This window comes from Streptomyces sp. NPDC002845, from assembly GCF_053591955.1.
Window position 1 is genome coordinate 13,808 of the sequence record NZ_JBSFUU010000100.1, and the last position, 21,464, is coordinate 35,271.

The following is a 21,464-nucleotide window of genomic DNA, read 5'->3' on the forward strand; positions in this document are numbered from 1 at the left end:
GGCATTCGGTGGCCGCCACCTTTCGTATACGGCGAGGGGATCAGCTACTCGTATACGGGATCAGCTACGGCGAGGTGTCAGCCCGCCGCCGGAACCTGGGCTTTGAGGAGCAGGGGCAGCCGGGTCGTACGAGGCTTGGCGGGGACCTCGGCCACGGCCTGCGCGAGCGCCTGCTCCACACCGTGCACCACGGACAGATGCCGCTCCGCCCGCCCGAAGGCCGTGTAGACCCAGGGCCGGGTCAGGACCTGGGCGGCGTCGCCGGGCAGCACCACGACGGCGGCGGGCCACCGGTGCCCCACTGCCTGGTGCGCGGTCAGCGCCCACCCGTGCCGCACGGACTGCTCCACCCGCTCCTTCGGTACGACCACGGGGGCGCCCGCGCACTCCAGGTGCAACCCCTCGGCGTCGGCCTTCACCACGCGGCCGGGGACCGTGCGGCCCGGGGCGGGAGAGTACGCGATCCGGTCGCCCGGGTCGAAGCCGCCGAAACGGCCCGGCCCGGGGTTCAGCCGCTCCTTGAGCGCGGCGTTCAGCGCACGCGTCCCGGCCGCACCACCATGCCCCGGCGTGATCACCTGCGTCTGCTCCGCCGGCACCCCGAGCGCCCGCGGCACCGAGTCCGCGACCACCTGCACGGTCCGGTGCACCGCCTCCCCGGCGTCCCGCACCGGCACGATCACGACCTCCCTGCCAGGCGCCTCGACCTGGTTCAGCTCCCCGATTCCGATGCCCGAGACCAACTCGCCGAGGGGCCCGGGGTCGGGTGTGCGCGAGGCCACCTGCGGACAGGCCCGCGCGGCCAGCAGATCCCCGAACACCCGCCCGGGACCTGCCGACCACAGCACCCCCGGGTCCCCACTGAGCACGAGCCTCGCCCCGTCCGGCAGCGACTCGACGAGCATGGCCGCGGTCTCCACGTCGAGCTGCGGCGCGTCGAGCACCACGAGGAGATCAAGGCGCAGCGCCCCCTCGGCGTCCCGGCCGGGACCTTCGCCACCGGCGAGGAGACCGTCGACGGTGGCGACGGCTTCGAGAGCCTCGCCATCGCCGTGTGGGGAGTCGCCGTGGGCTGCCGTGCGCGCCGCCGGGTTTTCGCCCGGGTGAGCGCTGCCGGAGCGGCCGGGCTGCGCGTGGGGAGCCCCTTCGGGGTCCCTGTCGGTACCACCGGGACGCCCCATGGCCCCGCCCGGGCCCGCCGGGGCGGCGAGCAGCGCCGCGAACCGTCGTCTCCCGTCCGCGCTGTGCGTCGCCGCGTAGGCCCGCAGGCCGAGGGACCGGGCGGCGGCGATCAAAGCCGCCGGCTCCACGCGGGCCGCCTCGCCGCCGGTGTGCAGCACCAGCCCGTGACCCGCGACGGCGCGGATCAGCTCGGCGGCGGACCTCGGGGCGGAGGCGGCGGCCGAGGCCCAGTCCGTCGGGTCCTCCTTCGGCAGGGAGCTGACGACGCGGGCGAGGCCGTCGGCGAGGCTCTCCTCGGCGAGGGCGCAGCGCTCCAGACCGATGAGGACGCGGACAGGACGCTCCGTCTCCTCCTCCGGCTTCTCCTCCTCGTCGTTCTGAGCCTGAGCGGGCGGCGCGTCCTCCAGGGCGTCCTGGAAGACCAGGACCTCGCCCTCCGCGATCGCGCTCTGCACGGCCGCGTCCGGGTCCGGCACCGAGCGCTGGGCAAGGGCGGCCGTGAGGGCGGGAGCTTCCAGAGCCGTGTGCCCGGCCAGGGCAGCCTGCTCCAGCAGCCACACGGTGACCGCCCGGCCCCGCCGCTCGTCGTCCGGCCCGCACTCGGCGCCCAGCAACGCCCGGGCGAACCCGTCGGCCTGCTCCGGCCGGACCCCGGACACCCGCAGCAACTGCCAGGGGTCCTCACGCAGTTGTCCGTCCGCGCCCTCACCGAGCGCGGCGGCGACCTGCGGTGCGAGAGCCTCGGGCGCGCCGCCCTCGCTCAGGACGGACCGTACGGCCTCGACGACCTCGCGCGCGGGACCGGCCGCGACGGGCGCGGCGGCCACCAGCGGCTCCGGGTGCCGCACCGGCTCCGGCGCGGGCCTGCGCGGCGCCGGCTCCGGCTCGGTGAAGACGGCGGCCGCGGGCTTCTGGCCGCTCTCCACCGCCCGTACCGCCGCGAGCAGGTCGGCGGCCGTCCCACTGAGCTTGGCGCCGGCCTCGACCGGCCGCCCCTTCTCGGCCTTCCGCCGCTCGATCCGCTCCCGCTCCAGCCGCTGCGCCGCCAACTCGGCCTCGGCCTCGGACAATTCGGAAGAGGCATCGGGAGAACCGCCCCCGCCCTCCGTATCGCGGGACTCCCCGTCCTCCCCGTCGGCGGTCTCGCCCTCCGGCCCCCGCTCCTCGGTGGTGTCCTCGGCGGCAGGGCCCCCGGCGCCGCCCGGTCCCCCCGGCTCGGCCGATTCCGTGGTCGCGGGCTCCGTACTCACAGCGTGCTCCAGTCGTGATCGGGATAGCGGTGCACGGGCGCCGACACGTCGTCCAGCGCCCGGCAGATCTCGTCAGGAAGACTAAGGGTCTCCACTGACAATGCCGCCGTGAGCTGCTGCGCGTTGCGCGCGCCGATGATGGGCGCGGCGACACCGGGCCGGTCGCGAACCCAGGCGAGGGCCACCTGGAGCGGCGTCGCGGCGAGCCCGTCCGCCGCGGTCTGCACCGCGTCCACGATGCTGCTCGCCGTGTCGTCGAGGTACGGCTCGACGAAGAGCGCCATGTGCTCCGAGGCACCCCGGGAGTCGACGGGCACGGAGTGCCGGTACTTCCCCGTCAGCACACCCCGGCCGAGCGGCGACGAGGGCAGCAGCCCGACACCGAGGTCCAGGGCGGCCGGCAGCACCTCCCGCTCCACCCCGCGCTGGAGCAGGGAGTACTCCAACTGCGTACTGGCGAGGCGAGTCCGTACCCCCGGCGCCGCCAGCTGCCAGGTCGCGGCCTTGGCGAGCTGCCAGCCACAGAAGTTGGACACGCCCGCGTACCGGGCCCGCCCGCTGCTGACCGCCAGGTCGAGGGCGTGGAGCGTCTCCTCCAACGGGGTCGCGGGGTCGTAGGCGTGGATGTGCCACAGATCGACGTAGTCCGTACCGAGCCGGGCCAGCGAGGCGTCGAGCGCGGAGAGCAGATGGCCGCGCGAGCCGTCGAAGCGGCGGTCGGGGTCCGGAACGCTCCCCGCCTTCGTCGAGATGACCAGGTCCCGACGCGGCACGAGCCCCTCTATGAGCTGTCCGAGCAGATACTCGGCCTCTCCGTCCCCGTACACGTCCGCCGTGTCCACGAGGGTCCCGCCGGCCTCCCAGAACACCTTCAACATGTCCGCGGCGTCATGCTCGTCCGTGTCGCGCCCCCATGTCAGGGTGCCGAGCCCGATCCGGGACACACGCAGGCCGGTACGGCCGAGATGCCTCTGCTCCATGAACGCCGACATTACTGGCCAGAACTCGATACGTGGGGGCCTGTGGACAACCGTTTTCGCCGCGGCGCTCCGCTGGGCGAGCGCGGTGACGTGCGGCTGGGCAGGGCTTGCCGCGGGATCGGCCCAGCGGCCTCGTCCTCAAGCGCCGGACGGGCGGGAGAGGCCCGGGGCGGTCTCGATTCCGCGGCTGGGCGGGCGGAGGATCGGCCTTGCGGCCTCGTCCTCAAACACCGGACGGGCTGCTGGAGCCCGGGCTGGATTGAAAGGCGCGGGCGGATGCTGCCGACCAGACTGAGCCATCAGAGAACCGACAGCCGCCCCGCACGAACCCCATCTCCCGCCATGCGGCCGCACGCCCCCACGGCGGAAAGCCGCCCCGCACGGAAGGGGCCGTGCCGGTGCGTCAACGCCCGTCGCGTACGGCTCCCTCAGCCGACCTGCCCCTCACCACCCCCGGGCCGTACGTCCGCAGCGACGGGCGGACGCACCGGCACGGCCCCGCCCCATCCTCCATCGGCAGGCACCCTCACGCCCCCGACTGCAAGCGCCCCATCCTCCATCGGCAGGCACCCTCACGCCCCCGACTGCAAGCGCCCCATCCTCCATCGGCAGGCACCCTCACGCCCCCGGCCACAAGCACCCCATCCTCCATCGGCAGGCACCCTCACGCCCCCGGCCACAAGCACCCCATCCACCATCGGCAGCCACCCCCACGCCCCCAACCGCAAGCGCCCCACCCGCACGAGGCACCCCCTACCCACCCCCTCCGGTAGCCACCCGCACCCACCAGCACAGCCCACCCCGCGCAACCGCCGGAGGCAACCCGCTAGTGTCGACCGCACAAGGGACGTTACTCATCGGTAAGGGGATCGGCCATGCAGCTCGGGATCAACCTCGGCTACTGGGGTGCCGGAATGGACGCGGACAATCTCGCCGTGGCCAAGGAAGCCGACCGGCTCGGCTACGCCGTGTGCTGGGCCGCCGAAGCCTACGGCTCGGACGCGGCCACCGTACTCACCTGGGTCGCCGCCCAGACGGAGCGCATCGACGTCGGCTCGGCCATCTTCCAGATTCCGGCCCGCCAGCCCGCGATGACGGCCATGACCGCCGCCACGCTCGACTCGCTCTCCGGCGGCCGCTTCCGCCTAGGCCTGGGCGTCTCCGGACCGCAGGTCTCCGAGGGCTGGTACGGCGTCAAGTTCGACAAGCCACTGGCCCGCACGCGCGAGTACGTCGAGATCGTACGGAAGGCCATGACCCGTGAACGGCTTTCCTACGAGGGCGAGCACTGGACCCTGCCCCTGCCGGACGGCCCGGGCAAGCCGCTGAAGCTCACCGTGCACCCCACCCGCGAGCACATCCCCCTGTACATCGCCGCGATCGGCCCCAAGAACCTGGAGCAGACCGGCGAGATCGCCGACGGCGCGCTGCTCATCTTCCCTTCGGCCGCCCACCTCGAAGAGACCGCGATCAAATACCTGCGGGCCGGCCGCGAGAAGGCCGGCCGGACCATGGACGGCTTCGACGTCTGCCCGACCCTGCCCCTCGCCGTCGGCGACGACAAGGACGTCACCACCCTCGCCGACACCTTCCGCCCGTATACCGCGCTGTACGTCGGCGGCATGGGCAGCCGCAAGCAGAACTTCTACAACCAGCTCGCCCGGCGCATGGGTTACGAGAAGGAAGCCGCCGAGATCCAGGACAAGTACCTGTCCGGCGACAAGCAGGGCGCGGCCGCCGCGATCCCGCACGAGCTGATCGACCAGACGACCCTGCTCGGCTCCGTGGACCGCATCGCCGACCGCATGAAGGCCTACGCCGAGGCCGGGGTCACCACGCTCACGCTGGCCCCCGCGGGCTTCACCCTGGAGGACAGGGTCGCCTCGCTGCGGGCCGGCTCCGAGGCACTGGAGCGGGCCGGCCTGGCGTAAGAGGGACAAGCAAAGAGAGACAAGAGGCACTCAAGAGGTTCTGCGGCCGTGGTGGGGGCTCGGGGGGTCTTCCCCGCCACGGCCGTCACGGGGACAACGCGCCACCGCCCCGATCGGTTACGCGCCCGACAGACAACACCCGTCCATCATTCGGCGGATTTGTCCGACACGGCTGTTGCCCCATACCTGCTACCGCATTTGACTCGTTCTTTGCGGAACCCTGCAGAGAGGTGCCTCAGATGCTTTCGGCCAAGAGCCTGTTCCAGGAAATCCTCGACAACGACGAGTCGTTCCGGCTGTTCTGCTCCATCGCCGCCAGCGGGGAGTCGCAGGGAGGCTGGGAGAACGCCCGCATCGCCGCGCTCGTACCGGACAGCGAACGCGCGCTCGCACCCAAGATCACCCGCCACGGTGCCGACGAGGACAAGCACGGACGTATCTTCAACGCTCTCATGAAGAAGCGCGGCCTCGCACCCGTCGAGGTCCCGCACGCCACCGACTACACCATGCTCCTGGAGAAGAACGGCATCGGTCTTGCCCACGAGAAGCTCAAGGCCGAGCAGCCGCTCACGGTGCAGGACATCGTCATCTATCTCGCTCACAGCAGGGTCACCGAACAACGTGCCTCCGAGCAGATGGAACTCCTGCGCAAGCACTTCGCCGACCACCCCGACCTCGGCCGGGCCGTCAAGATGATCTCCAACGACGAGGACAACCACCTCGCGTACTGCCACGAGGAACTCCTCCGCCTCACGGCCGCCGGCCACGGCCGGCTGATCCAGCGGACCCTGCGCGAGTGCGCGCTCGCCGAGATCCGCGTCTACCGGGACGTCAGTCTCGCCGTCATGGACAGCATGGGGCGCATCCTCGGCTGGCCGAAGGCCAAGGCGGCGGTGCTCGCCGCGGGCATCCACGCCGTGTACCTGTACGAGCGGGCCGCCGGCTGGCGCCGCATGGTCTCCCTGAAGATGCCCGAGCGGCGCGACGCCCTGGGCGGACCCGCGACCGCGGCACCCGGGTTCGCGTAACTAACCCCCCGCCACGCGCGCGTGGAGCCGCACATACCGCCCCACGCGCGCGTGGCGCCCGACATGGCCGCTCCTCCCACCGAACGGCGACGACCACACCCCGAGTGCCCCGGTGCCCCGGACGCCCCAAGCATCGGAAACCCCGTAGGGACAGGCTGGGCGCCCCTTTAGGCTGGGCCGCATGCCCACGTTGATCCTTGTCCGGCACGGACGTTCCACCGCCAACACCTCGGGGGTGCTCGCGGGGTGGACGCCCGGCGTCGCCCTCGACGAGCACGGGGCCGCACAGGCCGCCGCGCTGCCCGGGCGCCTCGCCGGGCTGCCGATCTCCGAGGCCGTCACCAGCCCGCTGCAGCGCTGCCAGGAGACACTGCGGCCGCTCCTCGATGCCCGCCCCGAACTCACCCCGCACACCGAGGAGCGCATAGGCGAGTGCCACTACGGCGACTGGTCCGGCCGCAAGCTCGCCGAGCTCAAGGACGAGCCGCTGATGGAGGTCGTCCAGGCGCACCCGTCGATGGCCAGGTTCCCCGGCGGCGAGTCCATGCGTGCCATGCAGACACGGGCCGCGGAGGCCGTACGCGAGTGGAACGCGCGCGTGGAGCGTGACCACGGTGCCGACGCCGTGTATCTGATGTGCTCGCACGGCGACGTCATCAAGTCCCTCGTCGCCGACGCGCTCGGACTGCACCTCGACCTCTTCCAGCGGATCTCCGTCGAACCGTGCTCCATCACCGCGATCCGCTACACGCGGCTTCGGCCGTTTCTCGTTCGCCTCGGCGACACCGGGGAATTCACCTCCCTCGCCCCGCGGGAAGAACCTCCGAACAGCGACGCCACCGTCGGGGGCGGTACGGGCGCGACGTGATCGTCAGCCGCAGTAGGGTGAAGCGGTCGCAACGGCGCTGAACGTGTCAGCGAACCCCTTCAGCCGCCGGCGCGGCCGGCCCCGACGTCGATTCCAATGGAGAGCAGGACGTGTCCCGTCAGGTGTTCCTCTACGACCCCCCGGACCGCTTCGTGGCCGGTACGGTCGGGCTGCCCGGGCGTCGTACCTTCTTCCTGCAGGCCACCGCAGGGCAGCGCGTCACCAGCGTCGCCCTGGAGAAGACCCAGGTGGCCGCGCTCGCCGAACGCATGGACGAGCTGCTCGACGAGGTCGTACGGCGCACAGGCGGCAGCGCGGCCGTCCCGGCCGTCGCCCCCACGGAGATCTCCGACACCGGCCCGCTGGAGACGCCCGTCGAGGAGGAGTTCCGCGTCGGTACGATGGCGCTCGCCTGGGACGGTGAGGACCAGCGGATGGTCGTCGAGGCACAGGCCCTGGTGGAACTCGACGCCGACTCCGAGGAAGACCTCGCCGAGGCCGAGGAAAGGCTGCTCCAGGACGAGGAGAACGGTCCGCCGATGCTCCGCGTCCGGCTCACCGGCACGCAGGCCCGGGCCTTCGCCAAGCGCGCCCTCGATGTCGTCAACGCCGGGCGGCCGCCCTGCCCGCTGTGCAGCCTCCCGCTCGACCCGGAAGGACACGTATGTCCGCGCCAGAACGGGTACCGCCGCGGAGCGTGACGTCCGCCGAGGCGCTCGCCAAGGGCGAGCTGACCGTGCGCGGACGCATCCGCGAGGCGTCCAACGCGGTGCTGTACTGCACGGTCGCGTACGAGGGGCAGGAGGCACCCTGCGTCTACAAACCGGTCGCCGGTGAGCGCCCGCTGTGGGACTTCCCCGACGGCAACCTCGCCCAGCGCGAGGTCGCCGCGTACGAGGTGTCCGAGGCGACCGGCTGGGGGCTCGTGCCGCCGACCGTGCTGCGCGAGGGGCCGTACGGCGAGGGCATGTGCCAGCTGTGGATCGAGGGGCAGCCCGGCGCGGAGCTGCTGGCTCTGGTCGACGGTGAGGAGCCCGAGGCGGGCTGGAAGGCGATCGGCTTCGCCGAGGTCGGGGACGGCAGGACGGCCCTCCTGGTACACGCCGACGACGAACGTCTGCGGCGGCTCGCCGTCCTCGACGCGGTGATCAACAACGCTGACCGCAAGGGCGGGCATCTGCTGCCCGCCGACGGGGGGCGGCTGTACGGCATCGACCACGGCGTCACGTTCAACACCGAGAACAAGCTGCGCACGCTGCTCTGGGGGTGGGCGGGGGAGCCGCTGACGGACGAGGCGGTCCGGGCGCTGGAAGGGCTACGGGACGGCCTGGCCGAAGGCGCCGCCCTGACCGTACGCCTGTCCGACCTGATCACTCCCGCAGAACTCGACGCCACACGCGCCCGTGTCGCCACCCTCCTCTCCGCGCGCCGCCACCCCGAGCCGAGCGGTGAGTGGCCCCCGATCCCATGGCCACCGGTCTGAGCCCCACCCAGCGCGCTCCGCTCACCGTCCGCCACTCCCTTCGGGCCGGATGCCACCCGAGCGACACACCTGCCCGCAACCACGACGGCCCGGTTTCCCAGCCCAGCCACCGGGTGGAGTGTGCCGCCTCAGCAGCGCGCCTGTCGGCAACTGGGACCGCCGATTTCCCAGCCATCCTGCTGCCTCACTGGCGCACTTGTCGGCGGCCGGACGGCGGGTGTGCCCGCCTGCACAAGCGCGTCCCGGTCGGTCGCGTACGGCGGGAAGGGGGTGGGTCGGGGGGTGTCCGCCCGCAGCGGATGTCGCGACAACAAACGTCGGCCGTGCGACCCTCACAGCTGTCGCGTCAGACCGAAGACGGAGACCCCCGGCGCGCCCCCGACCCACAACAAACCGCAGGCGCCGACCTCCGGCCGGCAGTCGCCCTGCGACGGTCCGTCGGACAAACCTGACCCGCCGCCTCCCGGCGGCAGTCGCCCCGCGACCGTCCGTCGGACAAATCTCACGCGCCGACCTCCCGGCGGCAGCCGCCCCGCGCAAGAGGGCCCGTTCGGCCATCGGCGGGCGGTCCGGTTCGTATACGGAACTTCCGTCCGGTTAGGCTCATGACATGTATGCCTGGCCCGCTTCTGAGGTCCCCGCCCTGCCCGGTGAGGGCCGCGACCTGAGGATCCACGACACCGCGACCGGGGAGCTGGTCACCCTGACCCCCGGTCCCGTCGCCCGTATCTACGTCTGCGGGATCACTCCCTACGACGCGACCCACATGGGTCACGCGGCGACCTACAACGCGTTCGACCTCGTGCAGCGCGTGTGGCTCGACACCAAGCGGCAGGTTCACTACGTGCAGAACGTCACCGACGTGGACGATCCACTCCTGGAGCGCGCACAGCGGGACGACATCGACTGGGTGGCCCTCGCCGAGAAGGAGACCGCCCTCTTCCGCGAGGACATGACGGCCCTGCGGATGCTGCCCCCGAAGCACTACATCGGCGCGGTCGAGGCCATACCGGGCATCGTCCCGCTCGTCGAGCGGCTGCGGGACGCGGGTGCCGCCTACGAGCTCGAAGGGGACATCTACTTCTCCGTCGAGTCCGACCCCAACTTCGGCAAGGTGTCCAACCTGGACGCCGCCGCCATGCGCCTGCTCTCCGCCGAGCGTGGCGGCGACCCCGACCGGCCCGGCAAGAAGAACCCGCTCGACCCGATGCTGTGGATGGTCGCCCGGGAGGGCGAGCCCAGCTGGGACGGCGGCTCGCTCGGGCGCGGGCGCCCCGGCTGGCACATCGAGTGCGTGGCCATCGCCCTCGACCACCTCGGCATGGGCTTCGACGTGCAGGGCGGCGGCTCCGACCTCGCCTTCCCGCACCACGAGATGGGCGCCTCGCACGCGCAGGTGCTGGCCGGCGAGTTCCCCATGGCCAAGGCGTATGTGCACGCCGGCATGGTCGCCCTGCACGGCGAGAAGATGTCGAAGTCGAAGGGCAACCTCGTCTTCGTCTCGAAGCTGCGCCGCGGCGGGGTCGACCCCGCCGCCATCCGGCTCGCCCTCCTCGCCCACCACTACCGGTCCGACTGGGAGTGGACCGACCAGGTGCTGGAGGACGCCGTGGCCCGGCTCGGCCGCTGGCGCGCCGCAGTGTCCCGCCCCGACGGCCCGCCCGCCGAGGCCCTCGTCGAGGAGATCCGCGAGGCCCTCGCGAACGACCTCGACGCCCCCGCCGCACTCGCCGCGGTCGACCGCTGGGCCGCGCTCCAGGACGAGCGGGGCGGTACGGACGAGGGCGCGCCCGGTGTCGTATCGCGGGCGGTCGACGCGCTGCTCGGCGTGGCGCTGTGACGTAACGGTCCTGCACCACGGCCAGGGCGCCTCCCGCACCCGCGCGGAAGGCGCCCCTCGTCCACTCACGTACGGCCCGTCAATGGCCGTACATGAAGACCTCCTGGGTCTCGTCATGGGCCACAGTCGAATTGGGCAACGGGTGCAATCCGTCCGGAAGCAGATGTCCCGCCCCAATCCGGCCAGAGCCTGTCAGGGGGCTGTCGGCAGCCCGAGGAGTGCTGCGGGGGCGACGGGCATGTGATGGGGTTGCAGAGTCAGTTGACCGCTGGACCAGCCCTCCGTGGCCGGTCCCTTCGCGGAAGGACGAACTGTGACACCCCCACCGCACCCACCCGCATCCCCGCACCTCTCCCTCGCACGTCCGCTCAACCGCCGGAGACTGCTTACAGCCGGCGCCGTAACGGCCGGAGCCGTACTCGCCGGATCGGCCACGTCACCGGCCCAGGCCAACTCGGCCTCCGGTGGCGGCTCCTGGCCCGACCGGCCCGACGTGATCCCGCTGCCCGACGGCTTCCGCCCCGAGGGCATCACGATCGGCGGCGGCCCGTACGCCTACCTCGGCTCGCTCGGCGACGGTTCCATCTACCGCGCCGACCTGCGCACCGGCCAGGGCGGCATCATCTCGGCGGGACCGGGTACGCCGTCGGTCGGGCTCAAACTCGACGACAGGGGGCGGCTGTTCGTCGCCGGCCGCGGCGAGGGCGCCCGCGTGGTGGATGCCCGCACCGGTGCGATCCTCGCCTCGTACACGCTCACCACGGCGACGCCGACCTTTGCCAACGATGTCTTCCTGACCCCGCGCACGGCCTGGTTCACCGACTCGAACCAGCCCGCGCTGTACGCCCTGCCGCTCGGCCGGCGCGGCTCACTGCCCGACGCCGACGAGATCGTGACGATCACGCTGGGCGGCGACTGGAACCAGGTGGGCGAGGGCGTCAACGCCAACGGCATCACCCGCACCCCCGACGGCAGGGCGCTCCTGGTCGTGCAGTCCGGCGTGGGCCTGCTCCACCGGGTCGAGCCGAGAACCGGGGTCACCAAGGTCGTCGACCTCGGCGACGCGGCACCGCTCACCAACGGCGACGGACTGATCCTGATCGGGCGGACGCTGTATGTGGTGCAGAACCGGCAGAACGCGATCGACGTGTTCAAGCTCGCGCCGGACGGCCGCAGCGGTGTCTTCCGGCGCCGCATCACCGACGAGGACTTCGACGTACCGACGACGGCCGCCGCGTACAAGGGCCGGCTCTACCTGCCCAACGCGCGGTTCACGACCACGCCGACGCCGGAGACGACGTACGCCGTGGTCGCGGTGAAGAAGTGAACCACTGATCGCGAAAGGATCACTTCGACAGGATCGCTGCGACAGGTCGACAGGATCGCTGTCGCAGGAAGGGGCGGTGCGCACGAGACGCACCGCCCTTTCCCACTCGCTCAGTCCTCCGATGAATCTTCCTCGTCGGCTCCCGGCCGCGGTGGCTTCGGCGGCCTGGTACGGCCGCTCGGGTTGTCCCGCAGATACGGCGAACTGTCGCTGCCGTCCGCCGTGGCGTGCCCCCCGGCGGACGGCCCCGGACCGGGACCCGTCCCCGGACCCGCGGGCCCGCCGCCGTCCCGCCGACGGAGGTAGCGCTCGAACTCGCGTGCGATCGCCTCGCCCGATGCCTCCGGCAGCTCGGCGGTGTCCCGGGCCTCCTCCAGCGCCTGGACGTACTCGGCGACCTCGCTGTCCTCGGCCGCCAGCTGGTCCACGCCCACCTGCCATGCACGCGCGTCCTCGGCCAGCTCGCCCAGCGGGACACGGATGTCGAGCAGGTCCTCCAGACGGTTGAGCAGGGCCAGCGTCGCCTTCGGGTTGGGCGGCTGCGACACATAGTGCGGGACCGCCGCCCACAGAGATACCGCCGGAACGCCGGCGTGCGTGCAGGCCTCCTGGAGGATGCCGACGATGCCGGTGGGACCCTCGTACTTGGTCTCCTCCAGGTCCATTCGCTGGGCCAGGTCCGCGTCGGACGTGACCCCGCTGACCGGAACCGGACGCGTGTGCGGGGTGTCGCCGAGCAGGGCGCCCAGGACCACCACCAGCTCCACGCCCAGCTCATGGGCGAAGCCCAGCAGCTCGTTGCAGAACGAGCGCCAGCGCATGGACGGCTCGATGCCCCGGACGAGGACGAGATCGCGCGGTTTCTCGCCGCCGACCCGCACGACTGACAACCTTGTCGTCGGCCACGTGACCTTGCGTACGCCGCCGTCCAGCCACACCGTGGGACGGTTCACCTGGAAGTCGTAGTAGTCCTCGGCGTCCAGCGCCGCGAACACCTCGCCCTTCCACTCCCGGTCGAGATGCGCGACCGCGGTGGAGGCGGCGTCGCCGGCATCGTTCCAGCCCTCGAACGCGGCCACCATGACTGGGTCGATCAGCTCGGGAACCCCCTCCAGCTCGATCACCCAGCGCCTCCTTCCGACGTGCCCTCGCGTACGCCCCAACCTTACGGCGTGCCGAGGGGGCCTCCGCAGCCCCCTTGCATGGGGGAGTGAACGCATCACTGCCCCGATCGCCACTCCGGAACACCCCCAGTCGCAACCCTCGACCGCCCTCAGTCATCCGAGCTGTCCTCGGCCAACTTCGGTACGACCCCTGGACGCTCTCACGAACGTCACGCTATACATCGGAGGACGGCGAAAGGTCCGATGTTCGTTTGATGCTGGGCGGCCAAGAACGAGTGATCAGGGGCGCACATGAACGAGACCGTCACCGGCTTCGAGGTCCCTTGGCGATGTTCGACTACGTGGCCATCTCCGGCAGAGTCGATCGCCGCGCACTCCTGTCCGAACGGGCCCGTGTGGGCCACTCGTACGGGAAGGACCCCATGACACTGCGTACGATAACCGCCCTGGCCTGCGCAGCCCTGCTGGCCGCCACCGCGCTCAGCGCCTGAAACCGGGACGAGGCGGGCGCCTTCGCCGACCGGATCGGCATCGACCCTGATGCTCAAGCTGCGCGTCAACGGCTTCATCGCCACCCTCGGCATGCTCACCATGCTGCGCGGCCTCCACATCGGCATCACCGAGGGCAAGTCCATCACCGATGTCCCGGAGTCCTTCCGATACCTGGGCAAGACGGACCGGCTGGGCGCCCCCGCCGCCGTATGGCTCTGCCTCGGCCTGTTCGCCGTCGGCGGCTGCGCCCTCGCCCGGCTCCGGCACGGGCGGGCCCTGTACGCGATCGGCGGCAACCCTGAGGCGGCCCGCGCGGCCGGTATCCGCGTCGACCGCATCACCTGGATCGTGCTGGCCATCGACGGCCTCCTCGCCGCCTTCGCGAGCGTCCTCTGCACCGGCCACTACCGCTCCGTCGCGGCCACCCAGGGCAACGGCTGGATCTTCCAGGTGTTCGCGGCAGCCGTGATCGGCGGGATCAGCCTCAAGGGCGGCTGCGGAACCCTCTTCGGAGCGCTCACGGGCGTCCTGACCCTCCAACTGTTCGTCAACGTCATGACCCTCGGCGGCGTCCCCGCCCTGTGGAACCAGTTCCTCAACGGCGCCATCATCATCGTCGCCCTGGTGATCTCCCGCTTCGCGAGCGGAGAGCGACGGGATTAGAGGCTCCCGTACGGGCATTGCCTCCGCCCCCGTCGCCCCTACCCGTCCCATCCCTGAGGGCTCCGCCCCCAGCCCGCCCCCCCCCGCGCATAGGTCTTCGGCCTCGTCCTCAAACGCCGGACGGGCTGGGAGTACCGGGCCTGGGCCGGAAAGGTCCCGCGGGCTGGAGCTGCACCCCGTCAGGTCCGAGGGGCCTGCGCCCCGTAAGGTCGGAGAGGCCTGCACCCCGTAACGTTCGAGGGGACTGCGCCCCGTGAGGGGCGCGGGGAACTGCGCGACCAGCCACACACAACCTGCAGCCACCCCACAACCCCCAACACCCACCCACCCGAACTACCCACCCACCCCGGACACCCCACCCACACACTGCCCACCCACCCCCAACCCCCAGCGGGGGTCCGGGGGCGCAGCCCCCAGGCGGGGCCGAAGGGGCGGCAGCCCCTGGGGATGGGACGGGTAGGGGCGGCGGGGGCGAGAACAACACCCGCAAGTGACGCCCCGCCACCTCACAGCGTGCTGCGCAGCCACTGCTCCACGCTCGCGACATGCACCGTCGCCCAGGACCGCGCAGCCTCCGCGTCCCGGTCGCGCAGAGCGCCGAGGATCGCGCGGTGCTCGTGGAGGGTACGGCTGACCGCGTCCTCCTGGGTGAGCCCGCGCCAGACCCGGGCACGGGTCGTGGGCCCCGACAACCCGTCGAGGAGCGAGCACAGCACGGAGTTCCCGGAACTCTGCACGATGCCCTTGTGGAAGTCCAGGTCGCAGGCGACGAGCTCCTCCACGGACGGCGCGTCGCCGAGCTTGTCCAACTGGTTCGTCAACGCGTCGAGCTGCTGCTCGCTGATCCGGAGGGCGGCCATCGCCGTCGCCGCCGGCTCCAGGATGCGGCGCACCGCGAGGAACTCCAGTACGGTGTCGTCACGGTGGAAGTCGACGACGAAGCTCAGCGCCTCAAGGAGGAGCTGGGGGTCGAGACTTGTCACGTACGTGCCGTCGCCCTGCCGTACGTCCAGGATGCGGATCAGCGACAGGGCACGTACGGCCTCCCGCAGCGAGTTGCGGGACAGACCCAGCTCGGAGGCGAGTTCGCTTTCCTTGGGAAGGCGGTCGCCGGGGCGCAGCGCGCCGGAGACGATCATTCCCTTGATCTTCTCGATCGCCTCATCGGTGACTGCCATGGCGGGCCTCCCTGTCGCTCAGACATCCGATGTCTCAGGCCATTATGCGGGTCCAACGGAGTGAACGAGAGCCGAATGTGACGGAAATCCTCAGCTCAGGGGCCTGCCCCCGGGGCAGCACGGGCACGCCCGGGGCGAGCGCCTCCAGACAGGGTGAACCGCGCGAAGCGGGCGGCTCTCGTATGGGAACCGCCCCCTTCGCGAGGGCCCTTGTCTGCACGTATGAGCCCGTATCGTGCTACTTCTTGTCAAGCAGGTCCTGCACCCTACCCCGCACCTCGTCCGTCGCGAGGCCGCGGATCGTCAGGGTCGTACGGCGGCGCAGTACGTCGTCCGCCGTCTCGGCCCACTCGTTGTCGCGGGCGTAGACGACCTGCGCCCAGATCTCGGGGGCGTCCGGGTGGACGCGCTCGCCCAGTTCGGGGTTCTCGTTGGCGAGGCGGGCGATGTCGAAGGCCAGCGAACCGTAGTGCGTGGCCAGGTGGCGGGCCGTGTCGGGGGCCATGCGAGGGCCGGGGGCCGGGTGGTCGACCAGGAGCCGGTGGGCGACCGCGCGCGGGTTGGCGACGCCGGGCAGCGGCAGCTTCTTCGGCAGCGAGGACATCGGTTCGAAGTCCTCGCCCAGCGGGTGACCGGGCAGGGACTCCAGCTTCTTCATCACCGTACGGCCGATGTGGCGGAACGTCGTCCACTTGCCGCCCGCGACGGACAGCATCCCGCCCCGGCCCTCCGTGACGACCGTCTCCCGCTTGGCCTTCGACGTGCCGCCGGGGCCGCCGGGCAGCACACGCAGGCCCGCGAAGGAGTACGTGATCAGGTCGCGCGAGAGCTGCTGGTCGCGGATGGAGAAGGCGGCCTCGTCGAGGATCTGGGTTATGTCCTTGTCGTTGACCGCGACGTCCGCCGGGTCGCCCACGTACTCCTCGTCCGTGGTGCCGAGCAGCAGCATGTCCTCCCAGGGGAGGGCGAAGGTGATGCGGTACTTGTCGATGGGGGTGGCGAGCGCGGCCTTCCACGGGGAGGTGCGCTTGAGGACCAGGTGCGCGCCCTTGGAGAGGCGGATGGAGGGGGCCGCGTCCGGGTTCTCCATCCTGCGCAGGTGGTCGACCCACGGGCCGGTCGCGTTCAGGACGAGACGGGCCTCGACCCCGAACTCGTCCCCGGACAGACGGTCCTTGAGCTCCGCGCCCGTCACCCGGCCCCGGGTGAAGCGCAGGCCGGTGACCTCGGCGTGGTTGAGGACGACGGCGCCCGACTCGACGGCCGCGCGGACCGTCATCAGCGCCATTCGGGAGTCGTTCATCTGGTCGTCGCCGTACACGGCCACGGCCCTGAGATTGTCGGTGCGCAGCTCGGGCACATCCTGCGCGGCCTTCGCCGGGCCCAGCAGGTGGCCGACGCCGTCGCCGAACGCCGACAGCGCCGAGTAGGCGAAGACGCCCGCGCCGAGCTTCGCCGCGCCGTGCGGCCCGCCCTTGTACACGGGGAGGTAGAACGTGAGCGGGTTCGCCAGGTGGGGGGCCACCTGGCGGGAGACCGCACGGCGCTCGAAGTGGTTCTCCGCCACCAGCTTCACCGCGCCGGTCTGCAGATACCGCAGACCGCCGTGGAGCAGCTTGGAGGAGGCGGAGGAGGTGGCACCGGCGAAGTCGCCGGCGTCGACCAGCGCCACCCTCAGCCCCGACTGCGCGGCATGCCAGGCGGTGGAGATGCCCAGGATGCCGCCGCCGATGACGAGGAGGTCGTACGACGCCTTGGCGAGCTGCTCCCGGGTCTCGGCGCGGCTCGGGCCTGTGCCGAAGGCCGGGCGTGTGCCCAGGGCAGGCAGGGTCTGAAGGGTGGACTGGCTGGTCATTGGGGGTTTCTACTCCTCGTCGGCTTTCGACAGCTCTCGTGAGCCCTTGCCGGCTCCCGTCAGCTCTTGCCCTCAGCTCTCGTCTTCGAGCCAGCCCATGGTCCGCTCGACGGCCTTGAGCCAGCTCTTGTACTCACGGTCGCGGAGCTCCGCGTCCATGTGGGGGGTCCACTCGGCGGCCCGGCGCCAGTTGGCGCGCAGGTCGTCGGTGCTGGTCCAGAAGCCGACGGCGAGGCCGGCGGCGTAGGCGGCGCCGAGGCAGGTGGTCTCGGCGACCATCGGGCGCACGACCGGCGCGTCCAGGAAGTCCGCGAGGGTCTGCATCAGCAGGTTGTTGGAGGTCATGCCGCCGTCGACCTTGAGGGCCGCGAGCTCGACGCCGGAGTCCTTCGTCATGGCGTCGGTGATCTCACGGGTCTGCCAGGCCGTGGCCTCCAGAACGGCGCGCGCGATGTGCGCCTTGGTGACGTACCGGGTGAGACCCGCGATCACACCACGGGCATCGGAGCGCCAGTACGGGGCGAACAGGCCTGAGAAGGCCGGTACGAAGTACGCGCCGCCGTTGTCCTCGACCGAGAGCGCGAGGGTCTCGATCTCGGCGGCGGTGGAGATCAGGCCCATCTGGTCGCGCATCCACTGCACCAGCGAACCGGTGACGGCGATGGAGCCCTCCAGGGCGTAGACCGGCTTGTCGTCGCCGATCCGGTAGCCGACCGTGGTCAGTAGGCCGCTGTAGGAGTTGATGATCTTCTCACCGGTGTTCATCAGCATGAAGGTGCCGGTGCCGTACGTGGACTTGGCCTCGCCCTCGGAGAAGCAGGTCTGGCCGAACAGGGCCGCCTGCTGGTCGCCGAGTGCGGAGGCGACCGGGATGCCGCCGAGCAGGTCGCCCAGCTTGCCGCCGGTGATCTCGCCGTACACCTCGGCGGAGGAGCGGATCTCGGGCAGCATCCGCATCGGTACGCCGATGGACTCGCAGATCTTCTCGTCCCACTCCATCGTGTGGAGGTTCATGAGCATCGTGCGGGAGGCGTTGGTGACGTCGGTGACGTGGTGGCCGCCGTTGACACCGCCGGTCAGGTTCCAGATGACCCAGCTGTCCATGGTGCCGAAGAGGATGTCGCCGGCCTCGGCGCGCTCCCGCAGGCCCTCGACGTTGTCCAGCAGCCAGCGGGCCTTCGGACCGGCGAAGTAGGAGGCGAGGGGGAGACCCGTCTCACGGCGGAAACGGTCCTGCCCGACGTTGCGGCCGAGCTCCTTGCAGAGGGCGTCGGTGCGGGTGTCCTGCCAGACGATGGCGTTGTGGACGGGCTCCCCGGTGTTCTTGTCCCAGAGCAGCGTGGTCTCGCGCTGGTTGGTGATGCCGATGGCCTTGATGTCGTCGCGGGTGATGCCGGCCTTCTCGACGGCCCCGGCCACGACCTCCTGGACATTGGTCCAGATCTCGGTGGCGTTGTGCTCGACCCAGCCCGGCTTCGGGAAGATCTGCTCGTGCTCCTTCTGGTCGACGGAGACGATACGGCCGTCCCGGTCGAAGATGATGCAGCGGGACGAGGTCGTGCCCTGGTCGATGGCGGCAATGAACGGCCCATGGCCGTGGGAAGCGATGCCGGCGGTGTGGGCGTCGGTCACGGTGTGCTCCTGAAATGTCTTGGTCAAGGGGCTGGCTTACGGCGTAATGCTTGCGGCTGCGAGCGGAACGTACATACGGCTGTGCGGGGCGTACGGCTCTAAGCAAAAGCGACGTTGTAGATACCCGCCGCGACGGCGCCGCCGATCAGTGGACCGGCCACCGGGATCCAGGCGTAGGCCCAGTCCGAGCCGCCCTTGTTGGGCAGGGGCAGGAGGGCGTGCACGATGCGTGGGCCCAGGTCACGCGCCGGGTTGATCGCGTAGCCGGTCGGGCCGCCGAGCGACAGGCCGATGGAGACGACGACGAGGGCGGTGATCAGGGCGCCCAGGGTACCGAGACCGTCGCCGTCGGCGTTCAGGCCCTGGGTGAGGACCGCGAGGACGAGCACCACGGTACCGATGATCTCGGTGGCCAGGTTCTGGACCGCGTTCCGGATCTCGGGGCCGGTGGAGAAGATGCCGAGCACCGGGCCGGCGCCCTTCTCCTGCGCCTCGACGGCCTTGGAAGCGGTGGCCTGCGCGCCCGGGCCGCCGACGATCTCCCGGTCGGTGAGGTGCGCGTGGAACTGGCCGTAGTACGCCACCCAGACCAGGGCCGCGCCGATCATGGCGCCGAGCACCTGTCCGGCCCAATAAGTGGGAACGTTGCTCCAGTCGCCGTCCTTGATCGCGATGCCGAGGGTGACGGCCGGGTTGAGGTGGGCGCCGGACAGCGGCGCCGAGGTGTAGACGGCCGTGAGCACGGCGAAACCCCACCCGAAGGTGATGGCGAGCCAGCCGGCATTACGGGCCTTGGAGCCCTTCAGTACGACGGCGGCCACCACGCCGGCGCCGAGAAGGATGAGTATGGCGGTACCGATGGTCTCGCCGATGAAGATGTCGGAGCTGGACACCCGCGACTCCTTTGTCCTTCGTCCAGGGGAAGGCGAACCCCGGGTCCCTCCGGTGGTTCGCGCCCTCGGGGGTGAGAGCGATACCGGCCATTGGCGTTGTCACACTCTAGCGCGTATTGCCGGTAGGTGTTCGACAATGCCGACCGATGGACGGGAGTCTCGCTGTGGCGCGAGTGGCTAGTCAAGGGGCGTGTTGTCGAAAGCGCGATCGTTATTGATCGCTCCGGGGTTCGGTCCAGGGGCGCCCGTGACACGGGTTACACGTGCGTGACGTGGCGGGTACGGAGCGCTCGCGTGTGGAGGAGGTGCGTGGGGATATGTGTGGGGAGGTGTGGGAAGACCGCGCGCGATGCCCCTGGCTTCGTCGGTGTCGGCGTGGACGCGCACCCACGCGCGCGCGTGCACGACTCGATACCGGGTACGGCGGTGTCGATCTCGTCGCGCGCACCCACGCGCGCGTGCACGACGAGGACCGGGCCGTGGCCGTGGCCGTGCAGTCCGGGTGGCGTGCGGCGGTCAGAACCGCCCGGCGCCCAGGTCGCGGGAGACGGCGCGGGCGCAGTCCCGTACCGCGGCGATCAGATCCGGGCGGAGCTCGCCCTCGCGGCAGACCCGCTCCACCGCGCCGGTGATGCCGACCGCGCCGACGGGCATGCGGCGGCGGTCGTGGATGGGGGCGGCGATGGAGGCGACGCCCTCCCAGGTCTCCTCGACGTCGGCGGCGTAGCCACGCGCGCGCGTGATGTCGAGGACCCCCTCGAAGGCGTCGAGTTCGCCGATGGTGCGGTCGGTGAAGGCCTTGCGGTCGGCCTCCAGGACCTCGCTGTGCGCCACGGGGTCGTACGCCGAGAGCACCTTGCCCAGCGCCGTGGAGTGCAGCGGCTGCATGGCCCCGACCTCCAGCACCTGGCGGCTGTCGTCGGGGCGGAACACGTGGTGCACGATCAGCACGCCGTGCTGGTGCAGCACGCCCAGGTAGACGCTCTCGCCGCTGGAGCGGGCCAGGTCGTCCGTCCACACCAGGGCCCGCGCCCGCAGCTCGTGCACGTCGAGGTAAGTGGTGCCGAGCCGCAGCAGCTCGGCGCCCAGCTGGTAGCGCCCGGAGGCCGTGTCCTGCTCGACGAAGCCCTCCTGCTGGAGGGTGCGCAGTATGCCGTGGGCCGTGCCCTTGGCCAGGCCCAGCGACGAGGCGATGTCGGACAGTCCGAGCCGTCGCTCGCCGCCCGCGAGCAGCCGCAGCATCGCGGCCGCCCGTTCGAGCGACTGGATGTTCCGTGCCATCGCCGTCCTGCCCTCCGTCCCCTTCGGCCGCCGGGTGCGACTGAATCCACCAACGTTCGGCAATGTCGAACACTACCGGTCGTTGCCGACCTCCCGCCAATGTCCCGGTCAGCGCACCCCCAGTGCGCCACGCCGAACACCGTGACAGTGCCGCCGTGGGAGTAAACCGCACGTCGGCACCCGCGCCACTCCCGTCCGGCCCGTGGACGCCCCTGACCGTCCGCACCTCTCCGGGCTACCCTTGCCGCGTGCGCCTTCCGAGGGAAGCCGCGAAGCCGACAGCCGTCGCACTCCAGGGAGCACCTTCATGGCCTCGTTGCCGAACCCGTCCCCTACGTCCGCCGCCGAGAGCCGGACGCGAACCGCCGCTCTCCGCCAGGCTCTGGCCACGCGTGTTGTGGTCGCTGACGGAGCGATGGGCACGATGCTCCAGGCGCAGGATCCGACGTTGGAGGAC

The 21,464-nt window shown here is 71.3% G+C and carries 16 protein-coding genes and 1 pseudogene; 9 read left to right on the plus strand and 8 right to left on the minus strand.

The window, feature by feature from the left end; genetic code table 11:
• Nucleotides 1-77: 77 nt before the first annotated feature.
• Together ACWD3C_RS42145 and ACWD3C_RS42150 are read right to left on the minus strand one after the other, a co-directional pair.
• Nucleotides 78-2,432, minus strand: a complete 2,355-nt coding sequence (locus tag ACWD3C_RS42145) for a helix-hairpin-helix domain-containing protein (protein ID WP_451152967.1) — start codon at nucleotides 2,430-2,432, stop codon at nucleotides 78-80.
• Nucleotides 2,429-3,412, minus strand: coding sequence for an aldo/keto reductase (locus ACWD3C_RS42150; protein ID WP_451152969.1), 984 nt, complete (start codon nucleotides 3,410-3,412; stop codon nucleotides 2,429-2,431). The genes ACWD3C_RS42145 and ACWD3C_RS42150 overlap by 4 nt, the downstream gene beginning before the upstream one ends.
• An 875-nt stretch (nucleotides 3,413-4,287) precedes the next feature.
• Here ACWD3C_RS42150 and ACWD3C_RS42155 point away from each other — a divergent pair.
• The 7 genes from ACWD3C_RS42155 to ACWD3C_RS42185 all read left to right on the plus strand — a co-directional run bounded on the left by ACWD3C_RS42155 (nucleotide 4,288) and on the right by ACWD3C_RS42185 (nucleotide 11,889).
• On the plus strand, nucleotides 4,288-5,343 hold the full coding sequence (locus tag ACWD3C_RS42155) for an LLM class F420-dependent oxidoreductase (protein ID WP_451152971.1): 1,056 nt from the start codon (nucleotides 4,288-4,290) through the stop codon (nucleotides 5,341-5,343).
• Between the two features lie 239 nt (nucleotides 5,344-5,582).
• On the plus strand, nucleotides 5,583-6,371 hold the full coding sequence (locus ACWD3C_RS42160) for a ferritin-like domain-containing protein (protein ID WP_451152973.1): 789 nt from the start codon (nucleotides 5,583-5,585) through the stop codon (nucleotides 6,369-6,371).
• Between the two features lie 181 nt (nucleotides 6,372-6,552).
• Nucleotides 6,553-7,239 (plus strand): histidine phosphatase family protein, encoded by a 687-nt coding sequence (locus ACWD3C_RS42165; protein ID WP_451152975.1) that lies wholly within the window; start codon nucleotides 6,553-6,555, stop codon nucleotides 7,237-7,239.
• Nucleotides 7,240-7,349: 110 nt separating this feature from the next.
• Entirely contained in the window at nucleotides 7,350-7,940 is a 591-nt protein-coding gene (locus ACWD3C_RS42170; protein ID WP_451152977.1) for a DUF3090 domain-containing protein, read from the plus strand.
• Nucleotides 7,904-8,722: an SCO1664 family protein gene (locus ACWD3C_RS42175; RefSeq protein ID WP_451152978.1), complete on the plus strand. Its 819-nt coding sequence runs from the start codon at nucleotides 7,904-7,906 to the stop codon at nucleotides 8,720-8,722. Before ACWD3C_RS42170 ends, ACWD3C_RS42175 begins: the two co-directional genes overlap by 37 nt.
• A gap of 610 nt (nucleotides 8,723-9,332) precedes the next feature.
• The gene (gene mshC / locus ACWD3C_RS42180; protein ID WP_451152980.1) at nucleotides 9,333-10,562 is read left to right on the plus strand and encodes a cysteine--1-D-myo-inosityl 2-amino-2-deoxy-alpha-D-glucopyranoside ligase; all 1,230 of its coding nucleotides are present in this window, start codon (nucleotides 9,333-9,335) and stop codon (nucleotides 10,560-10,562) included.
• Nucleotides 10,563-10,875: 313 nt separating this feature from the next.
• Nucleotides 10,876-11,889: a superoxide dismutase gene (locus ACWD3C_RS42185; RefSeq protein WP_451152982.1), complete on the plus strand. Its 1,014-nt coding sequence runs from the start codon at nucleotides 10,876-10,878 to the stop codon at nucleotides 11,887-11,889.
• 110 nt (nucleotides 11,890-11,999) lie between these two features.
• On the opposite strand, the gene ACWD3C_RS42190 is transcribed toward ACWD3C_RS42185, so the two are convergent.
• The gene (locus ACWD3C_RS42190; protein WP_451152984.1) at nucleotides 12,000-13,013 is read right to left on the minus strand and encodes a PAC2 family protein; all 1,014 of its coding nucleotides are present in this window, start codon (nucleotides 13,011-13,013) and stop codon (nucleotides 12,000-12,002) included.
• Between the two features lie 329 nt (nucleotides 13,014-13,342).
• Between ACWD3C_RS42190 and ACWD3C_RS42195 the strand changes: the two genes are divergently transcribed.
• Together ACWD3C_RS42195 and ACWD3C_RS42200 are read left to right on the plus strand one after the other, a co-directional pair.
• The gene (locus ACWD3C_RS42195) at nucleotides 13,343-13,504 is read left to right on the plus strand and encodes a hypothetical protein (protein ID WP_451152986.1); all 162 of its coding nucleotides are present in this window, start codon (nucleotides 13,343-13,345) and stop codon (nucleotides 13,502-13,504) included.
• 46 nt (nucleotides 13,505-13,550) lie between these two features.
• Nucleotides 13,551-14,168, plus strand: a pseudogene (locus tag ACWD3C_RS42200) (ABC transporter permease); the annotation flags it as partial.
• 506 nt (nucleotides 14,169-14,674) lie between these two features.
• Here ACWD3C_RS42200 and ACWD3C_RS42205 read toward each other — a convergent pair.
• From ACWD3C_RS42205 to ACWD3C_RS42225, 5 genes are all read right to left on the minus strand, one after another.
• Nucleotides 14,675-15,346, minus strand: a complete 672-nt coding sequence (locus ACWD3C_RS42205) for a FadR/GntR family transcriptional regulator (protein WP_451152988.1) — start codon at nucleotides 15,344-15,346, stop codon at nucleotides 14,675-14,677.
• A gap of 238 nt (nucleotides 15,347-15,584) precedes the next feature.
• A complete protein-coding gene (locus ACWD3C_RS42210; protein ID WP_451152990.1) occupies nucleotides 15,585-17,201 on the minus strand; it encodes an FAD-dependent oxidoreductase in 1,617 nt (538 codons plus the stop codon).
• Between the two features lie 72 nt (nucleotides 17,202-17,273).
• Nucleotides 17,274-18,833 carry a glycerol kinase GlpK gene (gene glpK, locus ACWD3C_RS42215; RefSeq protein WP_451152992.1) on the minus strand — a complete coding sequence of 520 codons (1,560 nt, stop codon included), beginning with the start codon at nucleotides 18,831-18,833 and terminating at the stop codon, nucleotides 17,274-17,276.
• A 98-nt stretch (nucleotides 18,834-18,931) separates the two neighbouring features.
• Nucleotides 18,932-19,726 (minus strand): MIP/aquaporin family protein, encoded by a 795-nt coding sequence (locus ACWD3C_RS42220; RefSeq protein WP_451152994.1) that lies wholly within the window; start codon nucleotides 19,724-19,726, stop codon nucleotides 18,932-18,934.
• A gap of 516 nt (nucleotides 19,727-20,242) precedes the next feature.
• Complete coding sequence (locus ACWD3C_RS42225) at nucleotides 20,243-21,007, minus strand: IclR family transcriptional regulator (protein ID WP_451152996.1); 765 nt, start codon at nucleotides 21,005-21,007, stop codon at nucleotides 20,243-20,245.
• Nucleotides 21,008-21,464 lie beyond the last annotated feature (457 nt).

Coding starts and splice junctions, on each gene's coding strand:
- ACWD3C_RS42150 (WP_451152969.1), bottom strand. CDS start 3,412: ATGGAGCAGAGGCATCTCGGCCGTACCGGCCTGCGTGTGTCCCGGATC.
- ACWD3C_RS42155 (WP_451152971.1), top strand. CDS start 4,288: ATGCAGCTCGGGATCAACCTCGGCTACTGGGGTGCCGGAATGGACGCG.
- ACWD3C_RS42160 (WP_451152973.1), top strand. CDS start 5,583: ATGCTTTCGGCCAAGAGCCTGTTCCAGGAAATCCTCGACAACGACGAG.
- ACWD3C_RS42165 (WP_451152975.1), top strand. CDS start 6,553: ATGCCCACGTTGATCCTTGTCCGGCACGGACGTTCCACCGCCAACACC.
- ACWD3C_RS42175 (WP_451152978.1), top strand. CDS start 7,904: ATGTCCGCGCCAGAACGGGTACCGCCGCGGAGCGTGACGTCCGCCGAG.
- mshC (WP_451152980.1), top strand. CDS start 9,333: ATGTATGCCTGGCCCGCTTCTGAGGTCCCCGCCCTGCCCGGTGAGGGC.
- ACWD3C_RS42195 (WP_451152986.1), top strand. CDS start 13,343: ATGTTCGACTACGTGGCCATCTCCGGCAGAGTCGATCGCCGCGCACTC.
- ACWD3C_RS42205 (WP_451152988.1), bottom strand. CDS start 15,346: ATGGCAGTCACCGATGAGGCGATCGAGAAGATCAAGGGAATGATCGTC.
- ACWD3C_RS42210 (WP_451152990.1), bottom strand. CDS start 17,201: ATGACCAGCCAGTCCACCCTTCAGACCCTGCCTGCCCTGGGCACACGC.
- ACWD3C_RS42225 (WP_451152996.1), bottom strand. CDS start 21,007: ATGGCACGGAACATCCAGTCGCTCGAACGGGCGGCCGCGATGCTGCGG.